Source organism: Tropicibacter naphthalenivorans (genome assembly GCF_900176475.1).
Lineage (GTDB): Bacteria > Pseudomonadota > Alphaproteobacteria > Rhodobacterales > Rhodobacteraceae > Tropicibacter > Tropicibacter naphthalenivorans.
Genome location: NZ_FWXX01000002.1, coordinates 227,508 through 245,270 on the forward strand (window position 1 = coordinate 227,508; position 17,763 = coordinate 245,270).

Sequence of the window (17,763 nt, forward strand, 5' to 3'; positions counted from 1 at the left end):
ACCCGCGAGATGATGCGACGATTTTTAACGATCGACCCTTAGAGGTGTTCGATCCGGTAGCTTTCGATGACCGTGTTCGCCAGGAGCTTTTCGCACATCTGACCGATGGTCTCGTCGCTGGTGCCGTCGGCCAGGTCCAGCTCGATCACCTTGCCCTGACGGACCGAACCAACGCCCTCGAACCCCAGCGCGCCAAGCGCGTGGCGCACGGCCTCGCCCTGCGGATCCAGAACGCCCTGCTTGAGCATCACATGCACACGAACTTTCATGACGGTTCCTTTCCCTAAGGCTTGATAACTTGCGCGGTTGGAACCCCATCGGGCGACAAAATGCAAGCCAAAAGGCACCAAAGCCCCCTCGCACGCCACGAAAAAGGGGCGCGCCGCCGATCCGCAGCACGCCCCCATGACATCGCAAAGCCAGGGCTTATTCGATATTGCCGCGGCGGATCAGGTTCCCGGCGTCCGCCTCGATGCGGAAGGCACCGGCGGTATTGCCCGACAAGTCGTTGTTTTCATAGGTGCCCGTCGCCCCAAGACGCACGCGGATCGCCTCGTAGACATTGTCGGAAATCACGTTGTCGCGCACGATCGGGTTTGAGCCATCCTTGACCGAGATGCCGTAAAAGGCGTTGTGGTGGATGGTGTTGTTCTCGATCACGCCCTTGCCATTTTCATGGATGTACAGCGCGCTTTGCTGGCCGTCGCGGAACTCGTTGTTGTACACGACCGGGTTGGCGTTGGCCTTGATTTCCAGACCGGCATAGGCGTTGTTGTAGACGGTGTTGTTTTCCATCCGGCCCGTGGCGCCGTTGGACCACATCACGCCGCCCTGCTGGCCGTTGCGCACCACGTTGCCGATCAGATAGACGTCATGGGCCGCCTTGACCTCGATCCCGGCGAGGCGGTTGTTGACCACGGTGTTGTTTTCGTAGCGGCCAGAGCCGCCTTCGTTCACAAAGATGCCAGAGCCGTTGCCGTCGCGCATGGTGTTGCCGCGCACCACCGGGTTGCCGCCGGACTTGACCTCGACGCCGGCGAACTTGTTGCCGTAGATCAGGTTGTCCTCCAGCAGCGCCTTGCCGTTGTCAAAGATAAAGATGCCGCCTTCGGAGCCATCGTGGATGGTCGAGCGGCGGATGGTGGCGCCTTCGTTGCCGCGAATGGCGATGACGGCCAGCTCGGCGGCGGTGACATCAAGGTCTTCCATGATGACCGACCCGCCCGCGATGTGGATGCCAAAGAACTTGCCCTCGGTCTGGCGCACGGTCATGCGCGCGACGCGCCCCGACGGTGCGGTCCAGTTGATGGCGTTGTCGTTGGGCACCGCGAGGATGATCTGCGACGGGTCGCCCACGCCGACGATTTCCACCGGTTTGTCGATGTCCAACCCCTTGGTGTAGGTGCCGGGGTAGACCTCGATGCGGGTGCCGGGCTCGGCGCGGGCGACCGCGTCCGCAAGGCTGCTGTAGTCGCCGCCGCCATTCGCCTTGACCGTCAAGAGCGGCGTGTCAGAGGCGCGCGGCGCCACCGACGGGATCGCGCATTCGCGCTCGATCACCCGGCGCGCCATCGAAGCAAAGGTGTGGTTGCCGCATTCCTCAACGTAGGCCTCGTAGCCCGCGCAGCCGATCAGCTTGGCCTCTGACCACAGGGCGGTGCAGGCGTTGACGGCGGGTTTGGGGGTTACGACCGGGGTCGGAGCGGGTTTGGGCGTCGGCGCAGGCGTCGGATTTGGCCCCACGGCGGCCTTGAGCACGCTCGACTGCGGCAGGATCCGCGTCATCGGGATCGCCATGTTAAAGCCCGTCCGGCTGTCGCCCGCGTGGTGCAGGCCCACGACGCGCTTGTCGCTGATCCGAATGACCGGAGAGCCAGAGTTCCCCCCAAGGGTATCGCAGCTGTGCACCAGCTTGCCTTCCTCGGAAATCGCAGGAGTCGCGGCGGCGCAGCCTTCGCGGCTGATGTGCTGGGCCTGCCCCTGCGGGTGCCCGATGATCCACAGGAACTCGGAATCCTCGGGGTCGGCCATCGCCAGTTCCAGCTTGCCGTATTTGGTCGACGGATTGCCAAAGACCCGCAGCACGGAATAATCCAGCTCGCGCGAGGTCTCGACGATCTGCGGGCTGACGGTGTAGCGGTCGACCCCTTCGGAGCGGCCCGGCTTGATAAAGCCCATGACCAGCTGCGCCGCCTGCACGCCGCTGTCCTTGCCGGACGGGTCACGATCCATGCCCGGCACGCAGTGGTGGTTGGTCAGGATGTGCTGGTCGTCGACGATGAAGGCGGTGCAAAAGCCGGTCTTGCCATTGTCGAACAACATGTCGAGCCGCCCGATGGGCCGCCCCAGACGCACCGCCGGGGAATTCTCGCCGTATTCGATGATCGGCTCGTTCTGGTAGTCGCCAAAGGCCTGTTCGAGCACAAAGCCCCCGGCCCCACCGGCGGCTTGGCGCGGCTGGATGACGATCTTGCCAAAGTCGCTCGGGTCAAACTCGGCGGGCGCCTGTTGGGCGTGGGCAGGCAAAGCGGCCGCGGTGCAGGCAAGCACGGCAAGCGCGGATAAAAGCGGTCTCATGGCAATGTCCCCGTTGGCAAATGATTTTGGGGATAGGCTACGCGCGGCAGGGCCTGCCGCCAAGTAAAGAATTCCTTGCCCTGTGGGCTGGGCTGAAACGACGCGCTAACCGTTCTCATCGTCACCGAAATAGTTTGATCGATATCTACCCATCCCAGAGGGCGAATTAAAATTCGCAGACTTGCACAGCTGCACGAATGCAATCATAGGGTTTCACTTTAAAGAACTTCACCACTGGGGGGCTAAATGGCTGAAAATGGGATGAGTACTACCGTTCTTTCCGGCTTGATTGCAGCTTTCATTGCAGTCACCGGAGCAGGAATTTCATATATCGTAGACTTTGAAAAAAGGATTTCAATTAACGAGACGCGTCTAAATGCCTTAACAGGCATTGCCGCAGCAGATAGTACGGGGCTTGGGGTGAAACAGGAGCAACTCGACTCTGACGTTTCAAGTCGCAAGTCAACCACTGAAAGCAACTTGTTTAGCAGTGCGATTTCGGAAGGTTGCCTTAAACTGATCACTACGTACAACTCGATTGTAAGTGACGGAGCGCTTTACAGTTCAGAACGTGAGCGCCTAGAGGCACTGAAATCACAGATGTCAGCTTTGGGCTGCACCACACTAGGTGAAAATCCCTAATTCATACGAAGCAAGGAGGCTTAAGGCTATTCAAAGGAAAAAGTTAGATTTGCATGACGAAAAACAACGCCAACAACAAAAAAGGGCCCCGAAGGGCCCTTAATTCATTCACACCAGGCGCAAACCTCAGTTGATCAGCGTCGGCTTGGTGTCGTGGGTCGGCTGCTTGGGCATGACGCCCAGACGGGTCGCGACCTCGGTATAGGCGTCGGTCAGGCTGCCAAGGTCCTGGCGGAACACGTCCTTGTCCAGCTTCTTGCCGGTCTCGATGTCCCACAGGCGGCAGCTGTCGGGGCTGATCTCATCGGCGACGATCAGACGCTGGAAGTCGCCTTCGAACACGCGGCCGATCTCGATCTTGAAGTCGATCAGCTTGATGCCCACACCGTACATCAGACCGGACATGAAATCGTTGACGCGCAGCGCGAGCGAGACGATGTCGTCCATGTCCTGCTGGCTGGCCCAGCCAAAGGCGGCGATGTGCTCTTCGGTGACCAGTGGGTCGCCCAGGGCGTCGTCCTTGTAGCAATATTCCACGATCGGGCGCGGCAGCTGGGTGCCTTCGGCGACGCCCAGACGCTTGGTCATCGAGCCCGCGGCATAGTTGCGCACGATGATTTCCAGCGGAATGATCTCGCACGAGCGCACCAGCTGCTCACGCATGTTCAACCGCTTGAGGAAGTGCGTCGGCACGCCAACCGAGGTCAGCCCGGTCATAAAGAACTCGGACAGGCGGTTGTTCAGCACGCCCTTGCCTTCGATCACGTCCTTCTTCTCGGCGTTGAAGGCGGTGGCATCGTCCTTGAAGTATTGCACGATGGTGCCCGGCTCGGGGCCTTCGTACAGGATCTTAGCTTTGCCTTCGTAAATTTTCTTGCGCCGTGCCATCTTATGACCTTTCGGAAACCGGAAAACCGCGCAAGATGCGCGGTGTTGGGCCTTCCTTACGGCAAGCGCGCCGCTGCTGCAAGGAAATGCGCGTGCTTTCCAGCCCGTCGCCACGGCAAAAGCAGCGCTAACAGGCGGTTTCAATGCCGCAGGCGGTCAAGTGGCGCTTGCGAAGGCGCGCGCGGGCGGGCATACCGAGCGGTGATATTATCTTCCCGAGGGAGCGAGAGCGATGACCACCTTCGATGACCGCGAGAACGCGTTCGAAAACAAGTTTGCCCATGACGAGGAAATGAAATTCCGCGCGCAGGCCCGCTGCAACAAGCTGCTGGGTCTTTGGGCCGCAGAGATGCTTGGCAAGACCGGCGATGACGCCAACGCCTATGCCGTCGAAGTCGTCAAAGCCGATTTCGAAGAAGCCGGCCACGAGGACGTGGTGCGCAAGGTTGCCGCCGATCTGGGCGACAAGGCCACCGCCGACGAAATCCGCGGCAAGATGGCCCAGCTGCTGATCGTGGCGCAAGAGCAGCTGATGAAAGAGGCGTAAAGCCCTTCAAATGCGAGCGATTTGGCGCGTCCCTGCGGGGGCGCGTTTTTTATTGCGGTTTTTAGATGTTCCGGGCCTGTTCTGCCCTCTCTTCGCCCGGCCTGAGACGATTTTTCTGGGGATAACCCGGTGAAAACCGCGACAAGTCTAAACATTCAAATGCTTCCGTTAACTTCTGGCAAGTAGCCCTGAGTGTACATCGCCTTTGGGTTAGTTGGAGTGGGTCTTTGAAAGCAGCGTTTGAACAGGTTCCGGATATGGCGCGGCGCGTATTGCCGCTGGCGATGGGGGCCGTCTTGGTGGCCCTGCTCTATGTCAAGGCGCGCAGCCTTGATTGGGGGCTGGTGGCCGAGGCCTTTTACGACATTCCTATGTGGCGCTGGGTCGGCGCGGCTGTGGCTTCGGGGCTGAGCTTCTGGGCCATTGCGCAATATGACGTGATCGCGCACCGCCATTTTCGCACCCGCCTGCCCGAAGGGCACGCCCGCCTGTCCAGCGCCGCCGCCATCGCGGTGGGACAGACGACGGGATTCGGCCCGGCTGTTGGCGCGGCGCTGCGTTGGCGTTTGATGCCGGTTCTGGGGCACGCCATGGTGCTGCGGATCACCGCCTTTGTGACGCTGTGCTTCTTTGTGGCGTGGGGCTTGCTGGCGGCGACGGTGGCCGTGCCGGTGCTGGCCGGGGTGCCTTGGGCCGCGCTGCTGGCCTTTCCCGTGGGGGCTTTTGCGCTGGCGGCCTTGATGCTGCGCTATCCACGTATGTCTTTGATGGGCAAGCGGATTGACTTGCCATCTCTGCCGGCGCTGGGCCATCTGGTGGCTTTGGCGGCCTGCGATCTGATCTTTGCCGGGCTGGCGCTGCACCTATTGCTGCCGCCAGAGCTTGCGCCGCCGCTGTGGTCGCTGATCGCCGCCTTTACGCTTGCGCTGGGCGCGGGGATGATCGGCGGCACGCCGGGCGGTGTCGGCCCGTTTGAACTTGCGCTGGTGACGCTGCTGCCGGGGACGGCCACCGCGCATCTGGCCGCCGCGCTGATCGCCTTTCGCGTGGTCTATTACGCGCTGCCCTGCATCCTGGGGGCCAGCTATGCCTTTTTGGCGCGGCCCGATCGCATCGCGCCCCCGTCAGAGCGTGAAGCGCCGCTGTTCGGTGCCCGCGCCGAGCACCCCATTGCCGCGCAGAACGACAGCTTTGCGCTGACCGCCTCTGGGGCAGAGGCCTGCCTGCTGCGCAGCCCGCAAAGCCTGACGCTGTTCCTGGGGCCAACGCGCGGCCATCTGTCCACGCTGCTGCCCGCCCTCAAGCGCGAGGCACGGCAGCAAAACCGCCTGCCCTGCCTGTACAAGCTGACCGCTCAGGACGCCGCAGAGGCGCGGCGCGCGGGCTGGCACGTGGTGCCCTTTGCGGTCGAGGCCACCTTGGATGCCCAGGCGTTCACCCTCGACGGGCCAGAGCGCCGACAGCTGCGCCGCTTTTTGCGCAAGGCCGAAACAGCCGGTGTCACCTGCGGGCCGATCACCAACCCCGATTGGGAACGGATGATGGAAATCCACTGCGCCTGGGAGGACATGCACGGCCAAGAACGCGGCCTGACCATGGGGCGGTTCTGCCCACTGTATCTGCGCGACAAGCCGATGTTCGGCGCGTGGCTGAATGGCGAACTGGTCGCCTTCATCTCTGCGGTGCAGGGGACCGAGGGGCTGAGCCTTGACCTGATGCGACACCTGCCCGACCTGCCCCAAGGGGTGATGCACGCGCTGATCCATGCCATGATCCTTGATGCGCGCGCCTCCAATATCAAAGAGGTGTCGCTCGCCGCCCTGCCCCATCCGACCCTGCCCAAGCGGCTGGCCGATTGCGCCGGGCTGACGCGGTTCAAGTCCAGCTTTGCCCCGGCGTGGCGTCCGCTGTACATCGGCGCCCCGAACCCCGCCGCTCTGGCGCTGACCGCTCTGGACATCCGCATCGCGATCCTCAACCCCGCCCCGCTGGAGCGCACCACCATGGACCTATGGGAGCTGGACGCGCTGATCGACGACGCCATCGCCCCCATTGTCGAGACGCCGGAGTTGCGCGAGGCAAGCTAACGCGCGGTCTTGCTTTTGACCGAATGGTCTGCGCAGATGCCTCGGCAACAAGACCAGGACCCCGACGATGAACGACACTTTGCGCGCCTGCCTTTGGATGATTGGCGCCATTGCGTCCTTTACCACCATGGCGGTGGCGGGGCGCGCGGTCAGCCTGACGCTCGACACCTTCGAGATCATGCTGTTCCGCTCGCTCATCGGGATTGTCATCGTGTTGGTGGTTGCCTCGATCACCGGCGCGCGCCGCCAGATCACGCGGCGGTCCATGGGCACCCACCTGATCCGCAACCTGTTTCACTTTTCGGGGCAGAACCTGTGGTTCTACTCGATCACCGTGATCCCGCTGGCGCAGGTCTTTGCGATCGAGTTTACCTCGCCGTTCTGGGTGATGCTCATGGGCGCAGTCATCCTGGGCGAGCGGCTGACGCCCAACCGCGTGGCGGCGGCGGCGCTGGGCTTTGTCGGTATCCTGATCGTGACGCGCCCCTCGGCGGACACGTTGGAATGGGGACAATTGACGGCGGCCCTCGCGGCGATCGGCTTTGCCGGATCGGCGGTCTACACCCGCCGCCTGACCCGGACCGAATCCATCACCTGCATCCTGTTCTGGCTGACCGTCATGCAGGCCGCCTTTGGCCTGATCTGCGCCGGGATCGACGGGGATATCGCGCTGCCCACCGCGGACAACTGGCCTTGGGTCATCGTCATCGCCTGCGCGGGCCTTGTGGCGCATTTCTGCCTGACCACTGCCCTGTCGCTGGCCCCGGCCACGGTGGTGATGCCCATCGACTTTACCCGCCTGCCGGTGATCGCCATCGTCGGGATGCTGCTGTATCGCGAGGCGCTGGACCTGTGGGTGTTTGTGGGCGCGGCGGTCATTTTCGGCGCCAATTACGCCAACATCTGGTTTGAAACCCGCCGCCGCACCACATGACAACAGTGTGACTTAAACGTGACGCAGCGTCGCGCGACGTTAACCTGACGCCCCGTCAAAGATTGACCCAAGCGGCTTTCCGCTCATACCGTTTTCCCGAGGGACTTCCCGCCAATCGGGAATGAGGGATGGATATGAAAAAGACAGCTTTGGGCGCGGTTGCGCTGGCATTGACAAGCACCACCGCACTGGCAGGCGGCATCGAACGGTCCGTGATCGACTACGGCGTTCTATTCCAGCCGGGCACGCAACTCACGTTTTCCACCGCGCTGGTCAGCCCCAAGGTGTCGGGCACCTATGACGCGGCGCTGGGCGGCGGCTCGACCGGGAACATGGCCGAGAACTATGCCTCTTACGGGTTTTCGTACAAGAACCAGTTCACCGACAAGCTGGCCTTTGCTCTGTATAACAACGACGCATACGGCGCGGACGCGCTGTACACCCAAGGCGCCTACACCGGCCTGACCGCCACGTGGGACAGCAACCAGACCGCGGCGATGCTGCGCTATCAGGTGGCGGACCGCATTTCGGTCTACGGCGGCGTGCGCTACGTGCGCTCCAGCGCCGAGATCCTGATCCCCGATCAGATGATCCGCCCGTCCGTCCAGAGCCAGTTGACCGACGGCGTCACCCAGTTGCAAAACGCCCAAGCGGCCTTGGCTGGTCTGGGTCAAGGTGCGGGCGACGCGCAATACGACACCGTCACCGCCCAGTTGCAGGCCACACAGACCCGTCTGGCACAGGCAAATGCAGCGCCCTTTGGCACCTTTACCTACACGGCGGACAGCAACGTCGACGGGCAGTTCGGCTATGTGCTTGGCGCGGCGTATGAAATCCCCGATATCGCGCTGCGCGTCGGCCTGACGTGGGAAAGCGCCATCACCCATAAGTTCGACACCAACGAGGCGCTGGCCGGTGCGGGCCTGAACGCCACCACCCAGACCGAGATCGAAATGCCGCAGAGCGTTGCGCTGGATTTCCAAAGCGGCGTGGCCGCGGGCACCTTGGTCTTTGGTCAGGTCAAGTGGACGGAGTGGTCCAAGTGGGAAGTCCGCACCCCCGGTTATGAGGCGTTCAGCGGCGACGCGGTCACCGGCATCGACAACGACACCTGGACGTATCGTCTGGGCATTGGTCGCAAGTTCTCGGACTCCGTGTCCGGCTTTGCGCAGGTCACCTATGAACCCAGCAACGGCGCGGTTGCCTCGCGCCTCAGCCCCACCGACGGCAAGATTTCCTTTGGCATCGGCGGTCAGGTCACCGAGGGCAACATGAAGATGCGCGGCGGGATCGAATACGTCAAACTGGGCGACGCCACCGACGCCTCTGGCACCAAGTTCAAGGGCAACTCGGCCATCGGCATGGGGCTGTCGTTCACCGTCAGCTTCTAAGCCTTTGACATAAGGTTCCAAAACGCCCGAGGGGAAACCTTTGGGCGTTTTTCTTTTTCCCCCGCGTAAAACCGCAGCTTTCGGGTCGCACGCGCCCTCGCGCCAAGGCAAAGTCCCGCCATGACACAGACATCCATTTCCACCCGTGCCTGGGCCGAGCTGATCTTGCTGGGCGTGATCTGGGGCGGTTCCTTTTTGGCGACGCGGACGGCGCTGGACGAGGTCGGCCCGCTGACCACGGTACTGTGGCGCACGGGGCTGGCCGCCGCGATCCTCTGGCCGATTGTCTGGGCCAAGGGGATGCGCGCCCCGCGCGGAGGCCGCATCTGGGGCGCGCTGTTGGTCATGGGTCTCTTGAACAACGCCCTGCCCTTTTCGCTGCTGGCTTGGGGGCAGCAATACATCGCCTCCAGCCTGACCTCGATCCTCAACGGCACCACGGCGATTTTCGGCGTGATCATCGCGGCGCTGGTCTTTGCCGATGAGCGGTTGACCGCGCGGAAATCTCTTGGGGTGTTGATCGGTTTTGCCGGGGTGATCACCGCCATCGGCCCTGCCGCCTTGATGGAGTTTGACATCCGCTCTACCGCGCAACTCGCTGTCCTTGGCGCAACATTTTGTTACGGGTTGTCAGGGGCTTGGGCGCGGGCGACCCTGCGCGGGCTGGCCCCATTAGAGGCCGCCGCCGGGATGCTGACCTGCTCTGCCGTCTTGATGATCGGGCCGACATTGGCCGTCGAAGGCCTCCCGAGCGTGAGCCTCAGCGCCTCTACCTGGGCGGGCCTGATCTATGTCTCGGCGATCTCGACCAGTTTTGCCTACCTCGTGTACTACCGCGTGCTGGCCATGGCGGGTGCGGGCAACCTGATGCTGGTAACCTTGATGACGCCCCCCGTCGCTATTGTGCTGGGCGCCTATGTGCGGGACGAAGCGCTGTTGCCCTCGGCCTACCTAGGCCTTGCGCTGCTGGCGGTGGGCTTGCTGATCATCGACGGGCGGCTCTTGCGCAAACGCGCCATTTGACGAAAACGCCCCGCCGCCCTAAAGCATGGGAAACCTTAACGCAGGACCGCCGATGCTTTACTCTTCTGCCCAGGACTGGCGCGCCGCCCAGAACAAACGTGTCGTGATTTTCGCCATGTCGGGGCTGGGGAAAACCTATGTGTCCGACCTGCTGCGCGACAGCGGTGAGTGGTTTCACTACTCGGTCGATTACCGCATCGGCACGCGTTACATGGGCGAATACATCGTCGACAACGCCAAGCGCCACGCCATGCAGGTGCCCTTTCTGCGCGATCTGCTGCTGAGCGATTCGATCTACATCGGCTCGAACATCTCGTTTGAGAACCTGACGCCGGTGTCGACCTATCTGGGCAAACCGGGCAACCCGGAGCTTGGCGGGATGGAGATGGCAGAGTATCGCCGCCGCCAGGCGCAATTCGAACGGGCCGAGCGGCTCGCCCTGCTCGACACCAGCTATTTCATCGACCGCGCGCAGGATCTGTACGGCTATCCGCATTTCGTCTGCGACACCGGCGGCAGCATTTGTGAATGGGTGGACCCGGCGAATCCCAAGGACGAAATCCTGTCCGCCCTGTCGCAAGTGGCGCAAATGGTGTGGATTCGCGGCTCTGACGAGCACACCGAAGAGTTGATCCGCCGCTTTGACCGCGCGCCCAAGCCCATGGCCTACCGTCCCGATTTCCTCGAAACCGCCTGGACGCGCTATCTGGATGAAACCGGCCAATCAGAGGCCGAAGTGAACCCCGACGCCTTTATTCGTTGGACTTATGCGCAGGCTTTGGCCCACCGCCAGCCGATCTACGAAGAGATGGCCAAGCGCTGGGGCGTCATTGTCGAAGCCTCCGATATGGCAACAGTGCGCGATCAACACGACTTTGTTGCCGTGATTGGCAAGGCTCTTGAGAGCCGGGGCGAATCCGCTTAGGGCGTGGTCCCTCAGACGACAAGAGACGACCATGACTGACGCCCCTATCCTGCCCATCGACCACCCGCTTATGTCCGAACCGTCGGACCCGGTGACCGATTTCGATGGGTTCATCGCCGAACTCGCCGACGAGATGTTCGAAGTGATGGACATGGCGGGCGGTCAGGGTCTTGCGGCTGTGCAGATCGGCGTGCCGCTGCGGCTGATCGTGGTGGATATGCCCGATGCCATGGGCGAACAGCACCGCATGGCGCTGGCCAACCCGCGGATCATCGCCCGCTCGGACACCATGGAAACCCGCGAAGAGGGCTGCCTGTCCCTGCCCGATCACGAGCTCGAAGTGCCGCGCTACACCCATATCGAGGTCGCCTTTACCCATCTGACCGGCGAAGACGACACGCTGATCGCCCATGGCCCGCTCGCCGTGGCGCTTCAGCACGAAATCGACCACACCGATGGCATCCTGTTCTTTGACCGCGTGGCACGCCTGCGCCGGTCGCGCGCGGCGGGCTACTTTGCCAAGCCCATCCCGCCGCAAGAGTGACACGTCACCTCTCGGCCATCTGAATAAAAGCGTGCGGAAGCACTCCTTTGGATCACCTCTCGCTTGCCTTTTGCGCTGCAAGGGAACTTGTCACCGCAGGGCAACTCCCCTATCTGTGTGCCTCGCATAACGAGGATCACGACGATGCCGATCAAACTGCCTTCCGACCTGCCTGCCTTTGACGTGCTCACGCGCGAAGGCGTCATGGTCATGGCAGAAGAGGCCGCCGACCGTCAGGACATCCGCCCCTTGCGCATCGGCCTGCTGAACCTGATGCCCAAGAAAATCCAGACCGAGAACCAGTTCGCGCGGCTGATCGGGTCGACGCCCTTGCAGATCGAGTTTTCGCTGATCCGCATGTCCGAGCATCAGACCAAGAACACCGCCGCCGAACACATGGAGACCTTCTACCGCCCCTTCTCCGAGGTGGCCGAAACGGGGGAAAAGTTCGACGGCCTGATCATCACAGGCGCGCCGATCGAACATCTACCGTTTGAGGACGTCACCTATTGGGACGAGCTGTGCCAGATTTTCGACTGGACACAGACCCATGTGCATTCCACCCTTGGCGTGTGCTGGGGCGGCATGGCGATGATCAACTATTTCCACGGCGTGCCCAAGCACCTGCTGGACCACAAAGCCTTTGGCGCGGTGCGTCACACGGTGCTGGATGCGGCCTCGCCCTATCTGCGCGGGTTCTCGGACGATATCGTCGTGCCGGTCTCGCGCTGGACGGAACTGCGCCGCGAGGAAATCAATGCAGGCGGCGGGCTGAACATCCTGATCGATTCCGACGAAACCGGCCCCTGTCTGGTCGAAGATCCGGGCCATCGCGCGCTCTATGTCTTTAACCATTTTGAGTATGACAAGGGCACGCTCAAGGAAGAGTATGACCGCGATGTCGCCGCCGGTAAGCCAATCAATGTACCCGCGAATTACTATCCGGACGACGACCCCAGCCAGCCGCCGCAGAACCGGTGGCGCAGCCATGCGCATCTGCTTTATGGCAACTGGATTAACCAAATTTACCAGACCACGCAGTTCGACCTGTCCAAGATCGGCAGCTGAATGATCTGGGGCGCTCTGGCCTTGGCCGTGTTCGCCGCGCTGACTCACTGGCGCGCGCGGCGCAATGAAGCCCGCGCCCGCAAAGCCTTTCCCCCGTCCGGGGCGTTCCTGACCATCGACGGCACCCGCGTGCATTACCTGAAACGCGGGGCCGGCCCGCCCATCGTCTTGATCCACGGCGCGTCGGGCAATCTGCGTGACTTCAGCTTTGACCTGATGGACCGGCTCGCGCAGGACTACACCGTCATCGCCTTTGATCGCCCCGGTCTGGGCTACACCGACCGGCTGCACGACCGGGGCGCATCGCTGCAAGAGCAAGCCGATTTGCTTGCCAAAGCCACAGGGGCGCTTGGCGTCGAGAAACCCATCGTCCTCGGCCAGTCCTACGGCGGCGCGGTGGCCTTGGCTTGGGCGGTGCATCACCCCGATAGCCTTTCGGCGCTGGTGCTGCTGGCCGCGCCCAGTTGCCCTTGGACCGGCCCGCCGCCGATGCTCTACCGGGTGAACACCAGCCCGCTGGCCCCGCTGACCATTCCGCTGCTCGCCGCTTGGGTGCCGGATGCTTACGTCGACAAGGCCATCGCCGAAGTGTTCACGCCGCAAGACGAGCCCCCCGGCTACGCCGCCCACATCGGCGCGGCGCTGACCCTGCGGCGGCACTCCTTGCGCGAAAACGCCCTGCACCGCGCGCAGCTATTGGACGAAATCACCCGGCTCGCCCCCCGCTATGACGAAATCACCGTGCCCATCGAACTGCTGCACGGCGATCAGGACACCACCGTCGGGCTGCCGATCCACTCGGCCCCCTTTGCGCGCGAATACCCCGACGCGCACCTGACCGTCCTGCACGGCGTCGGCCATATGCCGCATCACGCGCGCCCCAGTGCGACACTCGAGGCGGTGCACCGCGCTGCCCGCCGTGCGCGATTGCGTTAACCGCTTTAACATCCCATATTGTCAATGAATTCAAACCCGAGGCCCCTTATGACGCTTCCTTTCGACGGTGCCATCAGCGCCTTTTTCAACGACGACGCGCCCAAGGCGGTGCATGACGCCATCGTGCGCGCCGACAAGAACGACATCCTCGACATCGCTTATCCCTATTCCGAAGAGCTGAAACGCAAAGCCTACGAAAAGGACATGGACAAGCTGCAAATCGAGCTGGTCAAAATGCAGGCCTGGGCCAAGGCGACCGGCGCGCGCATCGCCATCGTGTTCGAAGGCCGCGACGCGGCGGGCAAAGGCGGCACCATCAAGCGCTTTCGTCAGAACCTGAACCCGCGCGGCGCGCGTGTGGTGGCTTTGTCCAAACCGTCGGATACCGAACAGACCCAGTGGTATTTTCAACGCTACATCGACCACCTGCCCGCAGGCGGCGAGATCGTGTTTTACGACCGCTCCTGGTACAACCGGGGGGTGGTCGAAAAGGTCTTTGACTTTTGCACCGACACCCAGCGCGAACATTTCTTTGCCCAAGTGCCGGACTTTGAGAAAATGCTGGTCGAAGAGGGCATTCACCTGTTCAAGTTCTGGCTCAACGTCGGGCAAGCCGAACAGCTGCGCCGTTTCCTCGCGCGCGAGAACGACCCGCTGAAACAGTGGAAGCTGAGTTGGATCGACGTCGAAGGGCTGAAGCGCTGGGACGCCTATAGCGATGCCATCCGCGAGACGCTGGACCGCTCGCACAGTGACGAAGCGCCTTGGACCATCGTGCGCAGCGATGACAAGAAACGCGCGCGGCTTGAGGCGATCCGCCATGTGCTTGGCTCGCTCGATTACACCAAAAAGGACGCCAAGGCGATTGGCAGCCCCGATCCAGCGGTCATCGGCGGCCCCGCCCTGTGGGAGCGTTAAGTGTCCAAGCGCGGCTATCATCACGGCAACCTGCGCCAAGCCCTTGTGGATGCGGCGCTTTCGCTGATCGAGGCCAAGGGGCCCACGGGCTTTACCCTGTCCGAGGCGGCGAAACAGGCGGGTGTGACCCCGGCGGCGGTCTACCGGCACTTTGCCGGGCGCGAAGACCTGATCGCCGAGGCCGCGCGGCAGGGCTATGAGATATTTGCCGATGTGATGCAATACGCCTATGACAGCGGGCAACCGTCAGCCCTCGCGGCGTTCGAGGCGACGGGCCGCGCCTATCTGGCCTTCGCGCGCAAGTACCCCGGCCACTATATCGCGATGTTCGAAAGCGGGATTTCGGTGAACCACTCGCCCGAGCTGGCCGCCGTGTCGCGCCGTGCCCGCGATGTCTTGGAACGCGCGGCGACGGAACTCAGCCAGCACATCCCCGAGGAAAAGCGCCCGCCGCCGGCCATGTTCTCGGCCCATATCTGGGCGCTAAGCCACGGCGTCGTCGAGCTGTTCGCGCGCAACTCGCCCGGCACGCAAAGCCCCTTTCCGCCCGAAGACCTGTTGGAAACCGGGATCGGGGTGTACCTGCGCGGGCTGGGGCTGTTGCCCAAGGACGAATAACCCCGCCCTTTGCCCCCAACCAATGCCCCAACAAAAAAGGCCGCCCAGACAGGCGGCCTTTTCCGTAATATATATCCAGCGATTAGCGCTTGGAGAACTGGAAGGAGCGGCGTGCTTTGCGCTTACCGAACTTCTTACGTTCAACAACACGGCTGTCGCGGGTCAGGAAGCCTGCGGCCTTCAGAGCTGCGCGCAGCTCGGGGTTGTACAGCTGCAGAGCCTTGGAGATGCCGTGCTTGACCGCACCGGCCTGACCGGTCAGGCCACCGCCCTTGACGGTTGCCATGACGTCGAATTCGCCTTCGACACCGGCAACCTGGAACGGCTGGCGCAGGATCAGTTGCAGAACCGGACGGGCAAAGTACTTGTCCATGTCCTTGCCGTTCACGGTGACCTTGCCGGAGCCCGGCTTGATCCAAACGCGTGCAACTGCGTCTTTACGCTTGCCGGTCGCGTAGGAACGGCCCAGCTCGTCACGAACCGGCTCGCGCGGGGCGGCCACTTCGACAACGGTTTCAGCGACACCAGCTGCGGCGCCCAGCTCTTCCAGAGAATTGATCTGATCAGCCATGATTACACCCGGGTGTTCTTGGAGTTCATAGATTTCACGTCCAGAACTTCGGGGTTCTGGGCTTCATGCGGGTGTTCGCCACCGGCATAAACGCGAAGGTTCGTCATGATCTGACGGGACAGACGGTTGCCCGGCAGCATACGCTTGACGGCCTGAACAACGACGCGCTCGGGGTGCTTGCCCTCGAGGATCTGTTCCTTGGTGCGGGACTTGATGCCGCCCGGGTGGCCGGTGTGCCAGTAAAAGTTTTCCTGACGCTTGTTGCCGGTCATCTGAACTTTTTCCGCGTTGATGATGATGACGTTGTCACCACAATCCATGTGCGGGGTGAAGGACGGCTTGTGCTTGCCGCGCAGACGCATGGCGACGATCGACGCGAGGCGACCCAGAACAACGCCCTCGGCGTCGATCACGATCCACTTCTTTTCGATGTCTGCCGGAGTCGCAGAGAAGGTTTTCATTGTTTTATCCGTTCGATTGAGAAGAGCCGGCGCTTGATCGACCGGCTCGAAATCAGATTGCGGCGTTATATACGGGATAAACCGTGGGTCAAGCGCGTTAGTGTTGAAATAAATGAGCAAAAACAGATGGTTAAAAATAAGGTATTATTTTACCCCAACAAAATCGCGCTCTGAAGGGGGTGCGGGGCGTCTTAGACCACGATTTGCTCTGGCGGATTGTCCAGCAGCGCGCGCAGCCGCGCAATCGCCGCCTCAAAGCTTCGCATACTGATCTGAGCGTTGATGCCGATGCGCACCGCATGCGGCGGCGTGCCAGAGCGCAGGGCAAAGTCTTCGGCGGCGCGGACCTGCACGCCTTGCGCCTCGGCGGCCTGCGCAAAGGCACCGGCGCGCCAGCCTTCGGGGAGTTGCAACCACAGGAACGGGATCTCATCGCTCCAGCTTAGCTCAAAGCCGCCCAGACCGTTCACGGCGGCGCGAATGTATCGAGACAATTCGGCGCGCACCCGGTCCATGACCTCATAGGTCTCGTCGCGGGTCAAAAGGTCTTGGGTCAGAATGGCCAAGGGATGCGCCAGACCAAAGAAGCCGTATTCGGCCACCCGGCGCAGCGCGGCGCTATGTTGCTGAGGGGCCACGGCAAATCCGATGCGCAAGGCGGGCGTCAACGCCTTGGAGATGCTCGACACATACCACGCCTGCTCGGGCAGCAGCGCGCGGTAACTGGCGGCGCGGGACGCCCCTAGGCGATAGCAATCGTCCTCGAGTATGTGAAAGCCGCGCCGCGCGGCCACGTCGGCGATCTGCTGGCGGCGGGCGTGTGGGGTGAAAATACCGGTGGGATTGTGTACTTCGGCACTGGTACAAAACAGCTGCGCGTCGTGTTTTGTAGCGATTTCTTCCAGCGCTTCGGGAATCACGCCCTGCGAATCCATGGGAACGGACACAACCTGAGCCCGCAAAAGCTGTGCGGCGCGGCGGAAACCGGGGTAGAACAGCTCTTCGACCAAGACCACCGGACGGCTGCCTTTCAGCACCGCCTGCATCACCAGCGACACGCCTGATTGCCCGCCGTGCGACAGCACCAGATCGTCGTGTGACACCACGCCCAAAGCCGTGTCGGACAGCCACCGCAGGACCGCCCTGCGCGCCGGTTCATAGGCCTGCGCCGAGGGGTAGTTCAACAGCGCGCCCACCGGGTTTTCCGCCATGCGCCGATAGGCATCGTGGATCAAAGCCACCTGCCCCGCGTCCGGCAGCTTGGTCGAGAAAAAGCTAACAGTATCGGTATCTTGTGGCTGGTTGTGCTGCGCCCAACGAAGGTCACGGGCGCTGTCCACCGGGGCGGGTTCGGCCACAAAAGTGCCACGCCCCACCTCGCCCTTTAACGCACCCTCATCGGTGAGGATCGCATAGGCACGGGCGACGGTGCCGGGGGTCATTTGCAAGGTCCAGCCCAGCTCTCGAACGGGGGGCAGTTTATCGCCCGGAGCCAGCTCTTCGGCGGCAATCGCCTCTCGGATCGCCTGGGCCAAAGCGCGATATTTCGGCCCCTTTTCGATCTGCGCAAATCGCCCAGAAATTGTATCCATCACAATTCTTTCCTAGACCTGATACATCCGACTTTGTACCA

The 17,763-nt window shown here is 62.4% G+C and carries 18 protein-coding genes; 12 read left to right on the plus strand and 6 right to left on the minus strand.

The genetic code is table 11. The features are described 5' to 3' along the window. Window positions 1–38: 38 nt before the first annotated feature. Together purS and B9A11_RS05435 are read right to left on the minus strand one after the other, a co-directional pair. Window positions 39–269 (minus strand): phosphoribosylformylglycinamidine synthase subunit PurS, encoded by a 231-nt coding sequence (purS, locus tag B9A11_RS05430; protein ID WP_058246907.1) that lies wholly within the window; start codon window positions 267–269, stop codon window positions 39–41. Window positions 270–426: 157 nt separating this feature from the next. Next, window positions 427–2,577 carry a right-handed parallel beta-helix repeat-containing protein gene (locus B9A11_RS05435; RefSeq protein ID WP_058246906.1) on the minus strand — a complete coding sequence of 717 codons (2,151 nt, stop codon included), beginning with the start codon at window positions 2,575–2,577 and terminating at the stop codon, window positions 427–429. A 246-nt stretch (window positions 2,578–2,823) separates the two neighbouring features. Here B9A11_RS05435 and B9A11_RS21075 point away from each other — a divergent pair, with 246 nt between their 5' ends. Then, window positions 2,824–3,219: a hypothetical protein gene (locus B9A11_RS21075; protein ID WP_143595807.1), complete on the plus strand. Its 396-nt coding sequence runs from the start codon at window positions 2,824–2,826 to the stop codon at window positions 3,217–3,219. Window positions 3,220–3,345: 126 nt separating this feature from the next. Here the strand turns inward: B9A11_RS21075 and purC are convergent, their stop codons facing one another. After that, on the minus strand, window positions 3,346–4,107 hold the full coding sequence (gene purC / locus B9A11_RS05440) for a phosphoribosylaminoimidazolesuccinocarboxamide synthase (RefSeq protein WP_058246905.1): 762 nt from the start codon (window positions 4,105–4,107) through the stop codon (window positions 3,346–3,348). A gap of 232 nt (window positions 4,108–4,339) precedes the next feature. Here purC and B9A11_RS05445 point away from each other — a divergent pair, with 232 nt between their 5' ends. From B9A11_RS05445 to B9A11_RS05495, 11 genes are all read left to right on the plus strand, one after another. Next, window positions 4,340–4,654 (plus strand): DUF1476 domain-containing protein, encoded by a 315-nt coding sequence (locus B9A11_RS05445; RefSeq protein WP_058246904.1) that lies wholly within the window; start codon window positions 4,340–4,342, stop codon window positions 4,652–4,654. 227 nt (window positions 4,655–4,881) lie between these two features. Beyond that, window positions 4,882–6,741 (plus strand): phosphatidylglycerol lysyltransferase domain-containing protein, encoded by a 1,860-nt coding sequence (locus B9A11_RS05450; RefSeq protein WP_159452476.1) that lies wholly within the window; start codon window positions 4,882–4,884, stop codon window positions 6,739–6,741. Between the two features lie 67 nt (window positions 6,742–6,808). Then, window positions 6,809–7,675, plus strand: a complete 867-nt coding sequence (locus B9A11_RS05455) for a DMT family transporter (RefSeq protein ID WP_058246902.1) — start codon at window positions 6,809–6,811, stop codon at window positions 7,673–7,675. Between the two features lie 134 nt (window positions 7,676–7,809). Further along, a complete protein-coding gene (locus B9A11_RS05460; protein WP_058246901.1) occupies window positions 7,810–9,066 on the plus strand; it encodes an outer membrane protein transport protein in 1,257 nt (418 codons plus the stop codon). Between the two features lie 120 nt (window positions 9,067–9,186). Then, window positions 9,187–10,089 (plus strand): DMT family transporter, encoded by a 903-nt coding sequence (locus tag B9A11_RS05465; protein WP_058246900.1) that lies wholly within the window; start codon window positions 9,187–9,189, stop codon window positions 10,087–10,089. Window positions 10,090–10,141: 52 nt separating this feature from the next. Then, window positions 10,142–11,014 (plus strand): hypothetical protein, encoded by an 873-nt coding sequence (locus B9A11_RS05470; RefSeq protein WP_058246899.1) that lies wholly within the window; start codon window positions 10,142–10,144, stop codon window positions 11,012–11,014. Between the two features lie 31 nt (window positions 11,015–11,045). After that, window positions 11,046–11,558, plus strand: coding sequence for a peptide deformylase (gene def / locus B9A11_RS05475; RefSeq protein ID WP_058246898.1), 513 nt, complete (start codon window positions 11,046–11,048; stop codon window positions 11,556–11,558). Between the two features lie 144 nt (window positions 11,559–11,702). Then, window positions 11,703–12,626, plus strand: a complete 924-nt coding sequence (gene metA, locus B9A11_RS05480; RefSeq protein ID WP_058246897.1) for a homoserine O-acetyltransferase MetA — start codon at window positions 11,703–11,705, stop codon at window positions 12,624–12,626. Continuing rightward, window positions 12,627–13,562, plus strand: a complete 936-nt coding sequence (locus B9A11_RS05485; RefSeq protein WP_058246896.1) for an alpha/beta fold hydrolase — start codon at window positions 12,627–12,629, stop codon at window positions 13,560–13,562. It begins immediately after the preceding gene. A gap of 48 nt (window positions 13,563–13,610) precedes the next feature. Then, complete coding sequence (gene ppk2 / locus B9A11_RS05490; protein ID WP_058246895.1) at window positions 13,611–14,480, plus strand: polyphosphate kinase 2; 870 nt, start codon at window positions 13,611–13,613, stop codon at window positions 14,478–14,480. Continuing rightward, entirely contained in the window at window positions 14,481–15,098 is a 618-nt protein-coding gene (locus B9A11_RS05495) for a TetR/AcrR family transcriptional regulator (protein WP_058246894.1), read from the plus strand. Between the two features lie 82 nt (window positions 15,099–15,180). Here B9A11_RS05495 and rpsI read toward each other — a convergent pair whose 3' ends face one another. The 3 genes from rpsI to B9A11_RS05510 all read right to left on the minus strand — a co-directional run bounded on the left by rpsI (window position 15,181) and on the right by B9A11_RS05510 (window position 17,722). Then, a complete protein-coding gene (gene rpsI, locus B9A11_RS05500; RefSeq protein ID WP_058246893.1) occupies window positions 15,181–15,669 on the minus strand; it encodes a 30S ribosomal protein S9 in 489 nt (162 codons plus the stop codon). A gap of 2 nt (window positions 15,670–15,671) precedes the next feature. After that, complete coding sequence (gene rplM / locus B9A11_RS05505; RefSeq protein ID WP_058246892.1) at window positions 15,672–16,130, minus strand: 50S ribosomal protein L13; 459 nt, start codon at window positions 16,128–16,130, stop codon at window positions 15,672–15,674. A gap of 191 nt (window positions 16,131–16,321) precedes the next feature. Beyond that, a complete protein-coding gene (locus tag B9A11_RS05510; RefSeq protein ID WP_058246891.1) occupies window positions 16,322–17,722 on the minus strand; it encodes an aminotransferase-like domain-containing protein in 1,401 nt (466 codons plus the stop codon). Between the last annotated feature and the right edge of the window lie 41 nt (window positions 17,723–17,763).

What these genes read in the sequence shown, in the direction of transcription:
- purS (WP_058246907.1), bottom strand. Translation starts at nt 269, where the DNA reads ATGAAAGTTCGTGTGCATGTGATGCTCAAGCAGGGCGTTCTGGATCCG.
- B9A11_RS05435 (WP_058246906.1), bottom strand. Translation starts at nt 2,577, where the DNA reads ATGAGACCGCTTTTATCCGCGCTTGCCGTGCTTGCCTGCACCGCGGCC.
- B9A11_RS21075 (WP_143595807.1), top strand. Translation starts at nt 2,824, where the DNA reads ATGGCTGAAAATGGGATGAGTACTACCGTTCTTTCCGGCTTGATTGCA.
- purC (WP_058246905.1), bottom strand. Translation starts at nt 4,107, where the DNA reads ATGGCACGGCGCAAGAAAATTTACGAAGGCAAAGCTAAGATCCTGTAC.
- B9A11_RS05445 (WP_058246904.1), top strand. Translation starts at nt 4,340, where the DNA reads ATGACCACCTTCGATGACCGCGAGAACGCGTTCGAAAACAAGTTTGCC.
- B9A11_RS05455 (WP_058246902.1), top strand. Translation starts at nt 6,809, where the DNA reads ATGAACGACACTTTGCGCGCCTGCCTTTGGATGATTGGCGCCATTGCG.
- B9A11_RS05460 (WP_058246901.1), top strand. Translation starts at nt 7,810, where the DNA reads ATGAAAAAGACAGCTTTGGGCGCGGTTGCGCTGGCATTGACAAGCACC.
- B9A11_RS05465 (WP_058246900.1), top strand. Translation starts at nt 9,187, where the DNA reads ATGACACAGACATCCATTTCCACCCGTGCCTGGGCCGAGCTGATCTTG.
- B9A11_RS05470 (WP_058246899.1), top strand. Translation starts at nt 10,142, where the DNA reads ATGCTTTACTCTTCTGCCCAGGACTGGCGCGCCGCCCAGAACAAACGT.
- def (WP_058246898.1), top strand. Translation starts at nt 11,046, where the DNA reads ATGACTGACGCCCCTATCCTGCCCATCGACCACCCGCTTATGTCCGAA.
- metA (WP_058246897.1), top strand. Translation starts at nt 11,703, where the DNA reads ATGCCGATCAAACTGCCTTCCGACCTGCCTGCCTTTGACGTGCTCACG.
- B9A11_RS05485 (WP_058246896.1), top strand. Translation starts at nt 12,627, where the DNA reads ATGATCTGGGGCGCTCTGGCCTTGGCCGTGTTCGCCGCGCTGACTCAC.
- ppk2 (WP_058246895.1), top strand. Translation starts at nt 13,611, where the DNA reads ATGACGCTTCCTTTCGACGGTGCCATCAGCGCCTTTTTCAACGACGAC.
- rpsI (WP_058246893.1), bottom strand. Translation starts at nt 15,669, where the DNA reads ATGGCTGATCAGATCAATTCTCTGGAAGAGCTGGGCGCCGCAGCTGGT.
- rplM (WP_058246892.1), bottom strand. Translation starts at nt 16,130, where the DNA reads ATGAAAACCTTCTCTGCGACTCCGGCAGACATCGAAAAGAAGTGGATC.
- B9A11_RS05510 (WP_058246891.1), bottom strand. Translation starts at nt 17,722, where the DNA reads ATGGATACAATTTCTGGGCGATTTGCGCAGATCGAAAAGGGGCCGAAA.